The 17,797-nt window shown below is 45.6% G+C and carries 17 protein-coding genes; 8 read left to right on the top strand and 9 right to left on the bottom strand.

The genetic code is table 11. The annotated features are described in order from the left end of the window. Window positions 1-11: 11 nt before the first annotated feature. Complete coding sequence (locus GWR21_RS10265; RefSeq protein WP_162331652.1) at window positions 12-3,002, bottom strand: SusC/RagA family TonB-linked outer membrane protein; 2,991 nt, start codon at window positions 3,000-3,002, stop codon at window positions 12-14. A gap of 488 nt (window positions 3,003-3,490) precedes the next feature. Between GWR21_RS10265 and GWR21_RS10260 the strand changes: the two genes are divergently transcribed. Then, window positions 3,491-5,014: a DUF6377 domain-containing protein gene (locus GWR21_RS10260; RefSeq protein ID WP_238430291.1), complete on the top strand. Its 1,524-nt coding sequence runs from the start codon at window positions 3,491-3,493 to the stop codon at window positions 5,012-5,014. Window positions 5,015-5,021: 7 nt separating this feature from the next. Here GWR21_RS10260 and GWR21_RS10255 read toward each other — a convergent pair whose 3' ends face one another. The 7 genes from GWR21_RS10255 to GWR21_RS10225 all read right to left on the bottom strand — a co-directional run bounded on the left by GWR21_RS10255 (window position 5,022) and on the right by GWR21_RS10225 (window position 11,740). Beyond that, window positions 5,022-5,402: a DoxX family membrane protein gene (locus tag GWR21_RS10255; RefSeq protein ID WP_162331650.1), complete on the bottom strand. Its 381-nt coding sequence runs from the start codon at window positions 5,400-5,402 to the stop codon at window positions 5,022-5,024. Window positions 5,403-5,632: 230 nt separating this feature from the next. Continuing rightward, window positions 5,633-6,244: a hypothetical protein gene (locus GWR21_RS10250; protein WP_162331649.1), complete on the bottom strand. Its 612-nt coding sequence runs from the start codon at window positions 6,242-6,244 to the stop codon at window positions 5,633-5,635. Window positions 6,245-6,387: 143 nt separating this feature from the next. Continuing rightward, window positions 6,388-7,953 (bottom strand): hypothetical protein, encoded by a 1,566-nt coding sequence (locus GWR21_RS10245; RefSeq protein WP_162331648.1) that lies wholly within the window; start codon window positions 7,951-7,953, stop codon window positions 6,388-6,390. 4 nt (window positions 7,954-7,957) lie between these two features. Further along, window positions 7,958-8,824: an ABC transporter ATP-binding protein gene (locus GWR21_RS10240; RefSeq protein WP_162331647.1), complete on the bottom strand. Its 867-nt coding sequence runs from the start codon at window positions 8,822-8,824 to the stop codon at window positions 7,958-7,960. A 251-nt stretch (window positions 8,825-9,075) separates the two neighbouring features. Beyond that, the gene (locus tag GWR21_RS10235; protein WP_162331646.1) at window positions 9,076-9,930 is read right to left on the bottom strand and encodes a hypothetical protein; all 855 of its coding nucleotides are present in this window, start codon (window positions 9,928-9,930) and stop codon (window positions 9,076-9,078) included. Window positions 9,931-10,123: 193 nt separating this feature from the next. Further along, complete coding sequence (locus GWR21_RS10230; protein ID WP_162331645.1) at window positions 10,124-10,954, bottom strand: hypothetical protein; 831 nt, start codon at window positions 10,952-10,954, stop codon at window positions 10,124-10,126. A 336-nt stretch (window positions 10,955-11,290) separates the two neighbouring features. Continuing rightward, complete coding sequence (locus tag GWR21_RS10225; RefSeq protein ID WP_162331644.1) at window positions 11,291-11,740, bottom strand: SRPBCC family protein; 450 nt, start codon at window positions 11,738-11,740, stop codon at window positions 11,291-11,293. A gap of 109 nt (window positions 11,741-11,849) precedes the next feature. Here GWR21_RS10225 and GWR21_RS10220 point away from each other — a divergent pair, with 109 nt between their 5' ends. The 6 genes from GWR21_RS10220 to GWR21_RS10195 all read left to right on the top strand — a co-directional run bounded on the left by GWR21_RS10220 (window position 11,850) and on the right by GWR21_RS10195 (window position 16,549). Then, a complete protein-coding gene (locus tag GWR21_RS10220) occupies window positions 11,850-12,056 on the top strand; it encodes a hypothetical protein (protein ID WP_162331643.1) in 207 nt (68 codons plus the stop codon). A gap of 39 nt (window positions 12,057-12,095) precedes the next feature. Next, window positions 12,096-12,305 (top strand): hypothetical protein, encoded by a 210-nt coding sequence (locus tag GWR21_RS10215; protein WP_162331642.1) that lies wholly within the window; start codon window positions 12,096-12,098, stop codon window positions 12,303-12,305. 770 nt (window positions 12,306-13,075) lie between these two features. Further along, window positions 13,076-14,194, top strand: coding sequence for a 5-(carboxyamino)imidazole ribonucleotide synthase (locus tag GWR21_RS10210; RefSeq protein ID WP_162331641.1), 1,119 nt, complete (start codon window positions 13,076-13,078; stop codon window positions 14,192-14,194). 5 nt (window positions 14,195-14,199) lie between these two features. Further along, complete coding sequence (gene purE / locus GWR21_RS10205) at window positions 14,200-14,694, top strand: 5-(carboxyamino)imidazole ribonucleotide mutase (protein ID WP_162331640.1); 495 nt, start codon at window positions 14,200-14,202, stop codon at window positions 14,692-14,694. 263 nt (window positions 14,695-14,957) lie between these two features. Beyond that, window positions 14,958-15,491, top strand: a complete 534-nt coding sequence (locus GWR21_RS10200) for a VOC family protein (protein WP_162331639.1) — start codon at window positions 14,958-14,960, stop codon at window positions 15,489-15,491. A 158-nt stretch (window positions 15,492-15,649) separates the two neighbouring features. Beyond that, entirely contained in the window at window positions 15,650-16,549 is a 900-nt protein-coding gene (locus GWR21_RS10195; protein ID WP_162331638.1) for a helix-turn-helix domain-containing protein, read from the top strand. 172 nt (window positions 16,550-16,721) lie between these two features. Here the strand turns inward: GWR21_RS10195 and GWR21_RS10190 are convergent, their stop codons facing one another. After that, on the bottom strand, window positions 16,722-17,063 hold the full coding sequence (locus GWR21_RS10190; RefSeq protein WP_162331637.1) for a winged helix-turn-helix transcriptional regulator: 342 nt from the start codon (window positions 17,061-17,063) through the stop codon (window positions 16,722-16,724). Between the two features lie 110 nt (window positions 17,064-17,173). On the opposite strand from GWR21_RS10190, the gene GWR21_RS10185 reads away from it, so the two are divergent. Then, the gene (locus GWR21_RS10185) at window positions 17,174-17,773 is read left to right on the top strand and encodes a short chain dehydrogenase (protein WP_162331636.1); all 600 of its coding nucleotides are present in this window, start codon (window positions 17,174-17,176) and stop codon (window positions 17,771-17,773) included. The last annotated feature ends 24 nt before the right edge of the window (window positions 17,774-17,797 follow it).

The following is a 17,797-nucleotide window of genomic DNA, read 5'->3' as shown; positions in this document are numbered from 1 at the left end:
CGATTAGTAGGTTAGAAGGTTACCTGCACACCCGCCAGTACCTGGATGGTAGCCGGATAGAAGTTCAGATTCTCGTTTACGCCTGGCGTGATACCATTCACACGGTACAGGTCCGGATCACCACCGGTAAAACCGGTGAAGGTATGCAGGTTGCTCGCCGAGGCATATACCCTGAACGCCCGCATATATTTGGAGTTGAGGTCATGACTGTAACCCAGCGTGACGTTATCCAGTTTGACGAAAGAACCTGATTCCAGGAAATAGTCTGATGCCAGGGAGGTCGTCGCTGAATTGGTCAGCTTTGCATACTTACTTTTCGGATCATAGGCTGATCGTAAGGTGTTGGCGTCAGACTGCGTAGCTGGTGTGCCGATGTAGAACGCCTGCATGTTGAACAGTTTGTAACCGAAATTGCCTCTGAAGAACAGGTTCAGGTCCCAGTTCTTATAGCGGAACACATTACCGAGGGAGGCCGTGAATTTCGGCAGACCGTTTCCAACAAACTGTTTGTCGTCCGCGTTGGCCTGATTAGCTGGCGCGATGGTACCGTCTTTCCTGTATACCAGCAGCGCACCGTTTTCATCTACCCCTGCTGATCTCAGCATATAAAAATCACCGATACGGTGACCTTCCTGCAAACGCTGGATATTGCCGGGAGATCCTGGGGAAGGTAATCCGGCTACATCCTGGAATGGTGCACCCTGGTAGAGTTTATTGGAGAAAGAGACGAATTTGTTATTGTTGTAGGCGCCGGTAAATGATATGTTATAACTGAACGCTTCCCGCTGGATCGCTACACCACTTAACTGTACCTCCAGGCCTGAGTTCTTCATGGTACCCACGTTTGTGAACGTCTGTGACTGTGGGTTAGGCGGAAGCGGTACGTTATAGTTACCCAACAGGTCTTTGTTTGTGCGCACGTAATAGTTCACGGAACCGGATAAACGGTTACTGAACAGCTCAAAGTCCAGACCAACGTTGAAGTTAATGGCTTTTTCCCAACCCAGGTTCGGATTCACGTTCTGTGACGGACCGTATACCTGGTAGGTAGTACCATTGAATGGGAAGTAGCCATAGCCGCCGTACAGCAGTAAAGACTTATAGTTATCAAAATCCTGGTTGCCCGTTACGCCATAGTCGGCTCTCAGCTTCAGGTCGTTCAGCCAGCTGATCTTATTTTTCAGAAAGTCTTCATCTGAGATGCGCCATGCGGCTGATACGGCCGGGAAACTACCCCATTTGTTACTGGCGCCGAACTTGGAAGAGCCTTCCTGTCTGAGACTCAGTGTCAGGATATACTTATTATCGAAGTCATAGTTGATCCTGCCAAAGAACGCTGCCAGGCGTGAGTCATTCCGGGTGGAGGATACGGCGTTTTGTCCGTTACCCTTGTCACCACCGTTCCAGGTACCGGAACCGAGGTTGTACCACAGGAATGTGTCAAACGGGAAATCGTAGTTATTGGCACTGAAAGCCTGGTAATCAAAGTAGCTGTAGGAGTAACCCCCCAGTACTTTAAAATGGCTTCTTTTCAGATTGAGTGCATAGTTGATCGTCCATTCGATATTCTGCTGATTGTTATCCTGTTGTTCCTGAGACGCGTAGTTGGTTTTGGTCGTCTGGTTGGAATGAACGATCGTAGTCAGCGTCGATGGTCTGAAGTTCAGGTTCTTGTAGGACGACCGGATATTGGAGATAGTCAGCATGGAACTGAGGTTTTTAAGGATATTTACCTTAAAGGAACCGCTGATGTCCAGTTGTTTGATCTCCGCCTCACTTTTGATGAGCCGTGCATTTTCCACCGGGTTATTGGCGAAGAAGCCGGTGTTGATATAGCGATAGCCGGAGCTGTCGTAGATCGGTATAGTTGGGTTGATGGTGATCGCGTTATTGAAGTTGCCCTGGTCGGCATTGCTCGTCTTCATGTACCTGGGCGCCACATTCAGGGTCACTGAATAGACGTTTTCCTTTGAGGTATGGTTGACATTCAGACGGGCGCCATATTCTTTTTTAGAAGCCCGCAGGTCGATACCATCTGCATTGCGATAATCCGCAGAAGCAAAGTAATTGTCATTCGCGTTACCGCCGGAGATCTGTAACGTGTGTTTCTGTGCGTAGGAAGGAGAGCGTGTCACCGCTTTCATCCAGTCCGTATTACCACCATAGTCTATTCCTCTGGGAGAAGCCGCCTTGACCCTGTTAGTACGGAACTCTTCCGGTGTTAAAAGGTCTGGCGCCATCGTGAGATAGTCAGCACTCACGTACCCGTTGTATATCAGTTGGGAACTGCCGGTGCCCTTTTTCGTCGTGATGATGATCACCCCGTTACTACCACGGGTACCGTAGATAGCAGACGCGGCACCACCTTTCAGGACATCGATCGATTCAATATCATTCTGGTTGATATTATCAATGTTACCACCCGGAACGCCATTGATAACGTACAGCGGACCGAGGCCGGCGCTGCGTGATGATACACCTCTCAGCTGGATGCTGGGGGAGGAGTTAGGATCGGCAGTGGCAGTATTGGAAATGGTTAATCCGGACACCTTTCCCTGGAGGGACATCAGCGGGTTGTTAGCCGCGACAGATTTCAGGTCTTCCGCCCTAACGTGGGTGATAGCGCTGGAAACCTCTCTTTTGTCCATGGTGCCGTAACCTACACTGACTACCTCTACCCCTTTCAGTGATCGGCTGGATTGAGCCAGTTTAATCACCAGGTTATTCTGATCAGTGATGGAAATAGTCTTTGGGTCGTAGTCAATGGATGAAAAGACCAGTTGGCGGTCGGCGGCTGTTACCGTCAACCTGAAAGAACCATTGGCATCGGTGGTCGTACCGGAACGTGTTCCCACAATTCTCACAGTGACCCCGGGTACCGGATTTGAAGCAGCGGAATCAATTACCTTTCCTTCAAGGACCCTGTTTTGTCCGAATGCCTGAGAGGTGAGGGCAAAAGTCAGGGTAAAACAACATAATAACCGTAGAATTTTTAGTAGCATAATGGACCGCTTAAATAGTTCATAAACGCAGAAGTGTCATCGTTCATCGCTGCAGCTGATGATTGGTGATGCCCCATGCCAGTCATGGCATTTGAGTTGGCGGAGCAAATTAGTGCACGAAACAGGCGCGTCATCCGGAGGCGGGACAGTAAACGGAAAAATCTAACCTTTTAAGAGATGTTTGATTTGATAATCAATATATTAGTGCGCTGTTTGTATGGAAAAATCTAGAGGTATATGAAAAGTTTTTATCAGGTGAACAGCAAGAAAGTAGTCTTTTTAATAGGCGATACTACGTTTTTAATGGCGGGTTGATTATTTTTCGGACAGGAACAATGACCAGAAAATTGTCATCAGTAAGGGGGTGTTATATTACTTCAATGAGGTCTCATATCGTTATGAATAAGATATTACTTGTCATATTTTTTTTATTAGGGAGTTTGCATGTACGATCACAAAACAAGAGATCTGATAGTCTGTTAGCCGTTTTGAAATCCGAACTCACCAGGGAGCAAGCCTACGATCACGCGAAAGAGGAGCGGATCAATCGTTTACGGATCCGGTTATTTCATACAGAAAATACAGATGGGGCCAGGCAGTATGAACTTTGTTCAAAGATCTTTGAGGAGTATCGGTATTTCCGGTTCGATTCTGCTTTTGTGTATGTGAAGAAGATGATCGCGATTGCCGGGCAGTTTCACAAGGAGGGTGAGCTGATCCGTAGTAAGCTGCTACTTATAGGGATACTGTCAAATTCGGGTTTTTATAAAGAAGCCTTCGAAATTACCGGCGCCATCAATATTAATGAGCTGTCAGATAGTCTGCGGACGGATTATCTTATCCTGCGGGCGCGGCTGAATGCCGGTATAGCAGAATATGAGAATGATGCGCATCTGGCGCCTGACTACCGCAGGCAATCAGAACGGGACTTCCGGGATGCTGAGCAGGTGACACCCTCTAACGCTTTTGAGCAGACGATAGATCTTGCCTTCCTGCCAGAAAGGGCCGCGCATCCGGAGCTGACGCCGGACTATTTTTACGATGCCATTATCAAACAGCCATTATCTCAGCATGGGATTGCGATGGTAGCAACCCGGGTAAGTTATGCCTATACCGGCCAGGACCGGGTGCTTTTTCTCGCGCTGGCCGCCATCCATGATATCCGTTCGTCTACTAAAGAGACCCAGGCCACCTTCTTACTGGGCCGGGAGCTGTTTGAGCAGCACAGGACGGAAGACGCCTATGTATTCATGCAGGAAGCAGTACGCAGTGCCCGGTTTTATGGTGCGCGCAACAGGACCGTGCAGATTGAGACGATCCTGCCATTGGTCGCAGGTAAACTGATCAATGACAAGCAGCACGAAAGGGACAAATTGCTGATAGGGCTGTTGCTCTTCCTGATCGTGGCCGTCGTATTGTTCTTCCTGCTGGTCATTTACCGGCGGCAGTTCTTACGGATCAAGGCAGACGAGCAGCTGATCAAAGAGAAAAACAAGCAGCTGGAACATCTCAATGAGAAACTATGGGAATCTTCCAGGATCAAAGAGGAACTGATAGGATTGGTGCTTAAAACCTGCTCCTCATATATAGAGACCCTGGATAAGATCAAACATCAAACACTGCATAGCATTAAACTTGGTAAGTATAAGGATGCCAGCCAGTTTTTAAATACCATTCAGATCGATGAACAAAAAGGACAGTTATATAGCATGCTCGATAGTGTGTTCCTAACCATGTTCCCTAATTTCATTGCCTCTTTTAATGCGTTGCTGAAAAAGGAGGATCAGATCTGGCCTAAATCAGGAGAGACGTTGAATGCCACACTCCGGATATTCGCGCTGATACGTCTGGGCATAAACGAGCAGGAAGCGATCGCCAAGATACTGGATTACAGCGTCAGCACGGTGTATACCTATAAGACCCGGGTGAAGTCCCGGGCGCTGGTGCCTGCGAATGATTTTGAGCAGCGCATTATGGAGATTGAGTTTACGGATGGCAGTTACTTTGGGTAATGTAGGATCATCCTCTGATCATGGGCAGGTACTTTTCCCTGTTTTCGATGATCACCCAACCAATGATCACCGTTATCGTTAATACGATCGGGAGTCCTGAGGGTGCCATGGTAATATTGGTTAACAATATACCCACCAGGACTGGCAGGAGTATGATCGCTCCCAGTGCCCTGGTCTTTCTGAAAATCAGCAGTAACCCTCCCAGTAATTCAACAGCGCCGACTAACGGCATTAGCCAGCCTATTTCCATGAATGCGGCCCCTGCCTTTACCATCTTCTCAGGCATGTCCTTCGGCATTGGCATATAGTGGAAGAACTTATCAAGACCTGCATTGATGAACATGAGGCCTGTTAGCAGACATAAAACGAAAAGGATCTTAGTTTTCATAACCAGTGTATTTATTGATACCGTGCGGTTGCAAACATACTTGCAACTAATTGGTTCCCGAAATTATTTTGAATAAGGTTGCGGAATAACAATGATAATATTAACGGCTCCCTGTATCTGAAAGTTCACAGGTCTGCACTTTGTTCAGTTTAAGGGGGAATGACCTGAGCGTGGAGGCGTTTTAGGGTGATGGATCCGCTCTTTCCGGTAAGAAAGAGCGGACTTTTATGTTACAGCCGTTGGGCACCCGCAGGTACCTGACCCTGTTTAAAGGCTTTCTGTTGTTCCTTATCCCCCAGTTCCATGCTGAAATTCTCCCATTTGCCGTCAGCATTTAATACCGCACAGCTCCATGGGCCTTCTTCGTCATCACCGAACTGCCATAGAATATGATAGCCCTCTTCATTGGTAAAACCTTCATCATCCGCCTGTAAAATCCCTTTCACTTTTTCCCAGATGAAGGATTGAGCAGCAGTGACAATGGGATAATTCTCTTCTTCCAGTGCCAGTGGCAAAAGTCTGAATGCGTAGATAACAGTCACGCGGTCAAAGAAGTTGTTTAACCATTTGGCAGCTGTTGCCGGTTGAAAATCCATGATCGTTTCCCTGAACTCATCCAGTTCTTCTTTGCCCATGCCATCCGCCTTAACGGCATCCCGTTCTACCACGGCCAATACTTTATCTTTTTCGTTCCTTAGTTCAAAGCGGGTCCATTTTTCCGGCAGTTCATTTTTAAACGCACCTATCTTGCCCGAAACGCCTTCATCGTTCAGCGCTTCTAAAATGTCATCTAAATGAATATCTGGATTCTCAGTACCCAGGATACGGATATAATAACTCATACCTGCTAAAGTAAAATGAAAGTTGTTCTCCGCCAAATGCCGGAGGTGATTGTTGCGGAGACGCCTGGCGTAACAGCGGCCTCCTGTGGAAATGGCAACGCCGGAAAGATATACTTTCCGGCGTGCTGTAAGGGACGTATTTTCTATAAATGTCTTAGCTGGTACTTTCTTACTGAGAGGCTAACCGTCAGCAGGAAGATATTCAGTGCGGCGATAATTGCTATATACAGGGCATGGTGATCATGGTTCAAGGCGCCGAGGTAGTCAACGAGCGGTACGTGCTGGATGAGGATGTAAGTCATTAGAAAGAACAATATTTCGAATAACTTTTTTCCTTTGCTGACAATGCCCAGGCATACGGCCAGTAGTACAATGCAGATGGCGCCGTTAATGATATCGATCACAGCTGGCAGGTTCAGGGCAAGGAGGTACCGCACTATTAAAGGTAACGCCAGTACAACCGCCAGTATGATACCTGCCAGTATCTGCGCCGGCAGCATGCGTTGCAGCGGTTTGTAGGAGGCGTAGGTGAAATAATGAATACCGTTGGCCTCTTCTTTAGTGGCGAGGTCCGACCATCGGGTGACCTGCAGGAACCATAGTACCGGAAGCAGGTATAAGTGTGAAATAGTGACCGGTGCAAACAGCATGCTGGCCGACAAGCCGATGATCACTAACCAGTACCACTTCGAGCCTTTACGGATCAGCAGCAATAGTTCTGTTTTAATGAATGGCAGTATGCCGTAGTCGCTTACCAGTGGCGGTAGCAAGGCCATATCAATACCCAGTGGTGCTGATACCGGTTCATCTCCTGTTGCCTTTTTCTGCTTACTGATCAATGGCCTGGAGTCAAACCGATGGAATAAGAACGATGAGCAGTAAGTAAGTGCAATAGCGATCATGATCCAGATGCCTCTGCTAAGCAGAAAGAGGCGGGTGACCGTGACGCCATTCCACTCAAATATTTTTATAACCGTTGCTTTCTTACCGGATATAAAGCCCAGGCTGACATTTTCAATATGCTCGTGAAACTGTGTATTGACCAGCGCTTTGATACTATTGGTCAGTATGCGTATACCAAAGGGATCGGTCATGATACCGAGTGTATCATTTTTTTGTGTACTTGCATTGCTCATCAGTACACCAAAGAGGAAGAAGAAGGCAATGTACTGGAGTATGGGCCTGCGTACTACGATCACTTCGATCACAATTGCCAATGCGGCAATGAGGAACATCGCAGGAACAACAAATAAGAGGAATGGTATAATGAAATGACCCGGTATAAAAGGTGAGCCATCGGTGCGTATGAAGAACAGCACGATGCTGACCATAAATGCACAGCCGGTAATGGTGAGCAGTACCAGCAGATTACTGAGCATTTTACTGAGCAGGTATTCAAAATTGGTGATGGGGGTAGTGGCAATAATTAGTCCTACTGCTGTATCAATATCTTTTTTGATGCCACCGTGTACCAGAAAGAAGCCATATAGGGACAGCATGATGGTGGTCATCATGGCTGAAACGTGGCCAACATAGGCGGAGTTATATACTCCTCTGAAACCAGGTATGTTCAATGTTGTATAGGAGGCCGCAGGCGGAGGTACAAAAGAGTATGCTGCGTAAAAGCCAATAGCCAGCGCAATAAGGAAGGCGTAGCTACGTGTGCGTTGCAGATAGTCGGCTTTGATAATGCTGTAAATGTATTTCAAGCGCTTAGCTGTTATTTTGGGTTAGGAACAAATATGCATCTTCCAGTGTGGCAGTAACCGGTGTTGCGCCAGGGTGGCCGGCTTTGCCGATGAACCGTACGCGTGTTTTATCCTGCTGCCGGATGGTGTCAATCACCTGCTGCCGTGCGCGGAGGGTGTTCACCTGATCATTACTGACGACTATTTCAAATACTTTACCATCTACCAGTTTTATGATGTCGGCCTGTGGCGCTTTATTCAGTAGTATCCCATCCTTCATGATCGCTACATCATCTGCAATGGTTTCAATGTCGGATACGATGTGAGAGGAGAGTATGATAATGCAATCGTCCGCCAGGTCAGCAATAAGCTGCCGGAATCTGACTCTTTCTTCAGGGTCTAATCCGACGGTCGGTTCATCAAATATCAATACTTTAGGATCACTCAGGAGTGCCTGAGCAATGCCTATGCGTTGTCTCATACCACCGGAATAACTACCTATAGGACGTTTCGCGTGGGCAGTCAGATTCACACCTTCCAGCAGCATATCTATCCGTTTATGCAGGTCTTTGCCGCCGACACCTTTCATGGCGGCTATATAAGCCAGGAACTCATATGCATTCAGGTTGGGATATACACCAAAATCCTGGGGCAGATAACCTAATATTTTCCGGATGCTGTCCGGATTGGCAACGATATCCACTCCATTGAGCAGCAGGGTGCCGGTGGTTGGTTTGCTGATAGTGGCGATGATCTTCATCAGGGTGGATTTGCCTGCGCCATTCGGACCAAGCAGGCCAAGTATGCCCTTATTGATGGTAATGGAATAATCGGTCAGGCCGTTTTTCTCCTTGCTGTATTTTTTAGTGAGGTGTGTAATCTCTAAGCTCATAGGTACTGCGGTTGATAAAATTTATTGTACGGCGTCTGCCGGTTCTTGAGCAAAATAGGAATTTATACGGTGTAATAGTGGCCGTTGTGGCGTTGTTGTTACAAAAGGCCGTATTGGTGTGACGAAATGGACCGGTCAGCTGCCGGAAAACAGAAATGCTGTACCAGGAACATGATACAGCATTTCTGTTTTATAAGATTGCTATCTGCAAATATGCAGGAAGCATCTGCTTCATGTATTTACAGATGGGACTATTCAACAGTCACTTTTGTAGTTGTCTTCGCGTTACAGTCGGCAGCCATTGTTAAACCAGATATATTGAATTCAAACTGGAATTTAATATCAGAAACAGACTCTTCTGCGATCTTCTTGCTGATATTGTAGGTCATTGTACCTGTACCATTTCCGATACCATTTGCGTTGCTGTTCTTGTCTGTCATATTTACATCCATGCTAATGGTTTGTTTGAGGTCGAATATCGCTTTATCATCTTTGATCTCCTTCAATATATACTTTATGGCGATGATCATTTTCATATTCGCTTCCGGTATAGGGATGTTCATTGGCATTTCCTGGTCAAATGAATCGCCGATCTTCAGTTCTTCCTTTGGATATTTGATATTTGCCTGCATAGTGGTCACCGTTTGACGGAGAGAGGCTTTCAGCGCATTATCTATTTCGCCTTTGATCGTATCAATCGCGATCTTTCCGTCTTCCAGCGCGGTGCCTTCTATGATGGCATTGGCAAAAGGATTAGTATTCTGAGTGCTTTCCTGTCCGCCTACAGTCTGGCTAACCTCCATCTTGTCGAACGTCATGAGCAGCGGTACTTTTTTATCAGCCCGCTCCGCACCCGCTTTGGTGGTAGTACCCAGTACCTGATTCATTTTCATAATAATAGGCAGTTGCATGCCACTTGCCTGTATCTGGGCTAACATGGCGGAGTCCCCTTTGACATTCATTTCCATGTCCATCAGGTTGACAATTTCCGTCTTATACGTTTTGTTAGGCGTGAATGCCATTTTAAGCAATACCTTCTTCTGTGCAGAACTAGCCTGGGTAATGCCAATCAGGAGCAACAGCAAGAGCGATCGGTAATAATTCATTTTTTTAATTAGATTTTATCAAAGATGAAGAATTGTTTGGGATTTTAGATAAAATCCTTGCCGTGATAAGTGCTTGTCTTCACGGGGGGAACAGCCAGGTGAAGGGAAGGGGGAATAAAAAAAGCGCCGTAAATTATTAGTTTACAGCGCTTTTTTATTCTAATTGATCAATTGTCAGCTGTTCCGCAGCTACTTACTTCCTGATGTACGTCAGTGTTGTACTTTCGGTGCGGGAATACGTTTCCTTGCCATCAGGTCCGAATATTTTATAGGTGCTGTTACGTGTAACAGGATAATTGTCGGCGTCATAGGTATAGGTAGCAGTATCAAGATACCTGTAGTCGCCGCTAACTGTTTCTTCCTTCACGATGTTGTTGGCGGAGAGTTCTGATGCTACTTCTTCCACGTCGAACAGGTAGAAGTCTGCCTGTTTTGCGATATGATTCACCTTATCGTCATAGGTGTATACGGTAGTGGTTGTATCGGTAGATTCTTTACCGTCTACAATGGAGATCTTATGTTGCCTGGTCACATTACCTTTTGCATCCCATTCAAACACGGTTTTCCTGTAGAAGCCCAGGTGTTTTTCAGCAGAGGTCTTTTCTGCATAGTACACAGCTGCTACACGGCCAGCTGCATTGTATGCGACACTATCGAACTGGTTTAATGAGCCATCACTATCATCGTAAAAATCAACAGATAATACTTTCCCGGCGTCGTTGTACTTGTAAGTCATCGCTTTATTCGTAATGGCGTTAGCGGTTGAGCCGGCCAGTAAAGAGGTGATCCTGTTATTTTCGTATATAGGCTTGATGAACAAGGAACTGTTCTCATCCAGCATTTCCAGCTGGTACAGCGATATTTGTCTGTCTGCATTATACTGAATAGAGATCTTATCGGTTGCAGAGATAGATGTCGCCCACAGCTTCATGCTGGTTTGTTCAGGTGTAGGGTTGGTTTCGTCGTCTTTACAGGCAGTAAACAACAGTCCAAGTGCGACAGCACTCAAGAGTAACTTCTTCATAGGTTTATTATATATCTGGTTAAATGTGTATGCAGTAAAGGTTAAGGGTTTAAAACACAGGTAACAATTGGTTTCCGTATTTGTATTGCGTTGCAAATATATTAATTATTTCAAATATCATTAAGATTTTTTTGCGGGTGAGATGGCGAAGGTGTTGTCACCTTTCCTCAAAGTTTGTAGCAGATCCTTACAGATTTTCGATATTGAAAGTAATGCGTTTAGGTCTTGCTGGTGTAGCAAATGCAGCACTGCAGCGAATAGCGTAAACGGTCGCACGGTGGCGTGCGGTGATCAGTTCTTTGACATAATGGTTAGCAGATGTCAGGGTACGCAATCTCAGGCGTCCGGAATCTCAGGCTCTACCAGTTTAGCGAGCTTTTCCAGTGATTCCTGCCAGCCGAGGTAGCACATTTCAGCAGGAATGGCAGCGGGTATACCTTCCTGGGTGATCTTTATATCGGTGCCAGCGATGGTTTTCTGCAGCCATATAGTGGTGATCATTTCACCTGGCAGATTAGGGTCATCAAATTTATCGGTGTATTTCAGGAATTCGTTTGGTTTGAGTTCAAGAAAAGTTCCACCAAATGAATGACTGTTACCGGTAGAGAAGTTTTGAAAGGACATTTTATAGGTACCTCCGGCGACGGCATTCATTTCATGAACGATGCAGACGAATCCATAAGGAGGTAGCCATGAAGCGATGGCGGGTGCTTCTGTAAATGCGCGGTATAATTTTTCAGGAGATGTTTTGAGCATTCTGTGTAGTGAGACAGCGTTGTTTGCCATAAGATGTTGTTTTGTTTCCTACTCGTCTGGCTTTTCGGTTTCGCCCGTTTTTAAAGTGGTTGCTGCTCCACTTATGTTTTACCTGGCGTGTTTGATCATTAGCGCTGATATGACAAAGGTGGCGGGAAAATCTGACGTTGACGGTGGCAGTATCCGACATTTTGAGGGGGGATTTGCGACCACACCAGGTACTTACACGACCGGGGCTTATACTATCGTAGCAAGAACAGCGCGCCGGGAGAACTGCTGGCAACGGCTGACCCATATTTTCAGGAAGAAGGAGACGCTAACTCCTGATCTGAATAAAACATTGTAAATCAGTCAGAATGTGCCGTTTTTTTGTTATATTCACTACATGTCAAAAGCAAAAGATGTAATTGTAACGCTTTCCAAAAAGCACCCCCAAACCGGTGAACCCGCTCAGGCCGGACATTCCTTCGTTATTGGAACATTAGGTAAGAAGACAGGATTTTATGAGATTGAATCGGAACAACTGAATAAACATAAGAACGAGGATCTTCAGCAGGAGCTTTATAAGCTGTTACACCCGCAGACTCATCATTAACTGATGAAATTATAGTTGCGTTATGCCTGATCTCACAATATGTTGTTGTGAGATATTTTTCTTATTGCCTGCAGGTTCGGCTGATTATGCAGCTGTTACCAGCAGACAGGCAGTGTTGTGCCATTCTCTCTGTGTCTTGTAACCAAACCATTCACCTGTAAATGAACAGGCGGTCCCGTCCTTCATTTTCATCTTTCCAGGTAACTGTAAATTTTCCTGTTGAAAAAGCTGCTGCGTTGAAGCAGGTTTTTTGACTGGCAGCCTGTAATTAACACAGCGGAAAGTGTGGCAGGCGCGATGCAGGAGAGTCGTGTAGGCATAGGGTATAGTCATGTGTACCTATGAACCGTGGGGCTTTCAGCCGGCAAGCGCCAATTAAGATAATCTGGTTGCTCCGGACATGTATGTAAACAGAGACGAGTTTGTGATTATAGCAGGATATGCCTTTAATACAAAAAGTGCTGACATCAGGGACTACGACATAATTGGTCCTGAACCTTCCCGGTAATGGGAAAGATACGAATAACTAATTAGGGTTGTTATATATATACTATTATAAATCAATGTAAAATAACATGCGTCGCGTCCTGGAGGTATAGGGTGGACGAAAGATGGGAAGCGGCTCAGGGCTTGTTTGGAGGCGTTGTCTCCTTTCCCTGGCAACGGATTTTCCCTGGCAGGTATAAGGCGGTCGTCAGCGCAACCTTGGAATAGAATGGGATAGCGATCATTTGCAATAGTTTTATACCTTTGCATCCCAATTGAAGATTATGCTTGAAAATTTGAAAATAGGAATATTAGGAGGCGGTCAGCTGGGCGGTATGCTTATCAGGCATGCCATCGATCTCGGCCTCAGCATTTCAGTAATGGATAAAGACGCAAATGCGCCTTGTGCCCGTTATACGTCTTCTTTTACCTGTGCGGATCCGAAATCGTATGAAGCAGTACTGGCGTTCGGAAAGGACCTGGATGTGATCACGATCGAGATGGAAGCTGTTAATATCGACGCTTTACTTGAGCTGGAGAAGCAGGGGAAGAAGGTTTTCCCGACTCCTGACAGTATCAGGGTGATCCAGGATAAGTATACCCAGAAACAGTTTTTGTTGTCGCATAATATACCCGTAGTACCAGGGGTGGCGGTTGATAGCAGGAATGATCTCCATAAGTTAGAAAATAAGCTACCGGGTTGTCTGAAAAAACGTCGTGATGGCTATGATGGTTACGGCGTGATGATGTTGAAGACAACTGCGGATATCGCCACCGCTTTTGATGCGCCATCCGTGCTGGAAGAGTTGGTAGATATTAAGCATGAAATCGCAGTAATTGTAGCAAGAAATGAACAGGGTGATGTAAGGTGCTATGATCCGGTGATGATGGTCTTTTCAGAAGAGAAGTTTGTACTTGAATCCCAGGTGGCGCCTGCTCAACTGCCGCAAGGAATGCAGGAAGAAGCTGTGGCCCTGGCTGAAAGGGTTGCCGATGCGTTAAAGCTGGTAGGGATTCTTGCGGTGGAAATGTTCATAACCAAGGATAATAAGATCCTGGTAAATGAACTGGCGCCAAGACCTCACAACAGTGGTCACCATACGATAGAAGCCAGCATAACATCGCAATATGAGCAGTTGCTTCGTGCTATATTAGGTTTGCCGCTTGGTGATACCGCGCTTCGTTTACCATCTTTGATGCTGAATATACTGGAAACAGAGGCGCTGAGTGAAAACAGGGCGGAAAAGTTCCGTTCCCTGTTGGCTATATCAGGTGCACATGTTCACTGGTATGGTAAAAAAGGCATCAGGTTAGGCAGAAAAGTGGGTCATATTACTATTGCAGACAGCACAATGGAAAGCGTTGTTGCGAAGGCTGCAACCATTCGGAAAATTTTAAATTAAGATATATGAAACAGGTAGAAGTAGGCATTATTATGGGCAGTAGTTCTGATGCGCCTATTATGCGTCAGGCAATTGAGGTGTTAGAGAAATTCGGCATAGGTTACGAGTTTAACGTTGTGTCGGCGCATCGCAGCCCGCAAAGAATGTTTGATTATGCGGCTACCGCAGAAGAGCGTGGTTTGAAAATCATCATTGCAGGTGCCGGTGGCGCAGCGCATCTTCCTGGTATGGTGGCAGCTATCACGACCTTACCTGTTGTAGGTGTTCCCATCAAGTCTTCCAACTCTCTGGATGGCTGGGATTCTCTGCTGTCTATTGTACAAATGCCTGGTGATATACCTGTGGCTACCGTAGGTGTTAATGGTGCCCGTAACGCCGGTTTACTGGCCGTTCAGATGCTGGGTATCAGCAACAGTGAACTCAGACAAAAACTGGCTGCCATGAAGAAAGAAAATAACGATAAGGTCGCTAAGCAGAATGAGACCCTGGATCGTTCCTGATACACGATGACAACCTTGCCTTTTGTCCTTGTCTAAAACGAAAAACCCGTCTCAATACTATTTGAGACGGGTTTTTTAATATCATTGATAGGTGCAGGCGGTTTTAAGCGCTCGCTTTACTACCTATCGCATTGATCTCACTATCCACGTCCTGTACGATCTCGTGAATGTACCTATTTAACCAAGATTTTCGCCATCATTCCCCATTTTTAGGTTATTGTCAGGCCATTTAATCGCTGAGCTTTGCAGCAAATTTATATGTAATGTCAGTAAACAAACAGAATATCAGTACAGTGCCAGCAGGCTACACAGCGGTGACGCCCTGGATCATATCCCCTGATACAGACAAAATGATTGCATTTTTAACAGCAGTTTTTGATGGTGAGGAAGTACCCAATAGCAGGATAACCCGTGACGATGGAAAGATCATTCATGTGGTAGTAAGAATAGGGGACGCGATGGTGATGCTGTTTGATGCCCGTGAGGGCTGGGGAGCGACGCCTACCTTTCTGAACCTGTACGTTAAAGATGTAGAAAAAGCTTATCGGAATGCTTTGTCGCTCGGCGCTACGTCCGTCACAGCAATTACACCGCTTTGGTTTGGCGAGAAGGTTTGCCGGGTGTTAGATCCTTTTGGTAACCTGTTATGGATTAACGAGAGAACAGCGGATGTTGATTTCACCGATGCGAAAGTTGCTCAACGTGCTGCCAGTCCCGAAGCGATCAATGGAATTGCCTATATTCAACAGTCATTGGAAGAGGCATTCAAAATACGAAGGACGTTCTTAGCGTGCTAAATGTTATGCTGGATTAGTTCAGTCGGGTGGAGGACACTTTTGTTATATAAACATGGGTGTTCTCACCTCGCATTCACTGACATGATATCTATTTTCTCATATGAAATAGCATGACAAAAGGCCATGTACCTTTGCATCAATAACCTTTCAAATTAATCATGAGAACCATTCCTGTTTATCATCAATTTAACGAATTACATGAGGTAACTGGCTCATCACTGAGAACGAGTAATGTTGGTTTTCATTGTTTCAAGATGAGCAGCGTCGATGAAGATATGAGGTCATTACCTGCCTACCGTTCAGATTTTTTCACGCTGGCGCTCAGTTTTGGGTCGGAAAATTTCAGCATTGATATAAATGATCGGCATTTCGATGATCTGGAAAGCGCATTAATCTGTGTTGCACCCGGGCAGGTGACCAGCTTCCGAAAAGAAGGGAATTGGTCTGGTTTCTGCACTTTTTTTAAGGCGGAGTTCATGCAATTCAAAAGTGAGCTGAATTTTTTGGAAGCATTTCCTTTTTTTAATATTCAGGAGGTCAATCTTTTCCGGATCAATGATACAGCGTTTCAGCACCTGTCTTCCTTTTATCAGCAAATACTGCACGAGCAGGAGGAAGCGGGTCACTATCATACTGAGGTCATACGAGCTTGTTTTCAGGCCATATTATGGCGGGTCCGCAGAGTCTATGAGGCCAACAGTATCAAACAAGCTTCGGATAAAGCATCACTGATCATTACATCTAAATTCCATTACCTCGTCAATAAGTTCTTTGCCACTAAGTTCATGGTGGAAGACTATGCCGCGATGCTCCATATTACACCGAATCATTTAAGTCAAACGATCAAGGCGGCCAGCGGAAGAACAGCCAAAAGTTATATTTCACAACGACGGGTAGAGGAAGCGAAATACTTGCTAAAGTATACGGATGAAGATGTTTCCAGCATCTCTTATCGTTTACATTTCTCGGAACCTACACATTTCAATAAATTTTTCAAAAAGGAAACGGGGCATACGCCACTGGATTTTCGTAAACAGCACAGTAAGCATGGAAATTAAATATTGCACATTCTACAGTCTGGCATAAACCGGCCGTACGCATGACGGAATTATTCTTTTCTTCGACTCTATTTTGTTTACAGTACATTAATTGTTATTAAAGAAAAAACTAAACAGGGAAAAGGCTCATGTTTCTATTCTAACCGAACCTGAACGCGCTGCCGCTACTTCACTATTTCCCTAAAATATGCGTCTCGCTCCATTCAGACAGCATAGTTAATGCGGGTCGCAATGATTCACCTTTTTCAGTAAGGGCATATTCTACCCTTGGAGGTACTTCGGGGTAAGCTTTTCTGGTGATGATGCCATCTGCTTCCAGTTCCTTTAGTTGTCGCGAAAGTACTTTTAATGCGATGTCAGGCATTGTTTTACTTAAAGTACCGAAGCGCATCGGCCCTCTCAACAGCAACCAGATGATTGGAGGTTTCCATTTACCGCCTATTACATCGATAGTGGCAGTGATCGGACATTCAGCAGCGCCGTGTGTTAATATTTCAACTTTTTTTTCTTCCATGATTACGTCTGGGTTCAATTACTACCAAAATGTCATTACGTGACAAAAAGGTAACTACTTGACAAATGTACAGCATTGCTCTAGCTTTGAGTTCTAAACAATGGAATTTTATGAAAATTATTATTATTGGAGCGGCAGGAGTAATTGGATCAGCTATTGTCAGCGCGTTGGAAACAGCACATGAGATCATTAAAGTGGGTCTGAAAAGTGGCGATATTCAGGCTAATATTTGCGATCCGGCCTCTATTGATGAGATGTATAAAAAGGTTGGTTCTTTTGACGCAGTAATATGCGCAGCTGGTGATGGGTATTTCGGGCCATTTTCAGATATGACAGATGAAAATTTCAGGATCAGCATTGATGGTAAACTCATGTCTCAGGTAAATTTGGTTCTAATCGGCCAAAAGTATATTTCGGCCAAAGGCTCCTTTACACTGACGTCTGGCAGTTTAGCCAATGATCCTGTTCCATTCGGATGTTCTGTGAGTACAGTAAACGCAGCTATAGACGGCTTTATCCGCTCAGCAGCGATAGAACTACAGAATGGTATCCGTATTAATGCTGTAGCGCCGGGAGTGGTGGAGGCAGCTCCTGCATATTTCCCTTATTTCCCGGGTAATATTCCGGCTTCTATGCATAGAGTAGGGCAGGCTTATGTGAAGAGTGTCCTGGGTGCGCAAACCGGACAGACTTACCCTGTAATAGGATAAGATACCTGGACACAAACGTACGAA

Origin of the sequence: Chitinophaga agri (assembly GCF_010093065.1) — a bacterium.
Classification (GTDB): domain Bacteria; phylum Bacteroidota; class Bacteroidia; order Chitinophagales; family Chitinophagaceae; genus Chitinophaga; species Chitinophaga agri.
Note: the sequence above shows the minus strand (reverse complement) of the source record. Positions and strands in the feature narration are given on the sequence as shown.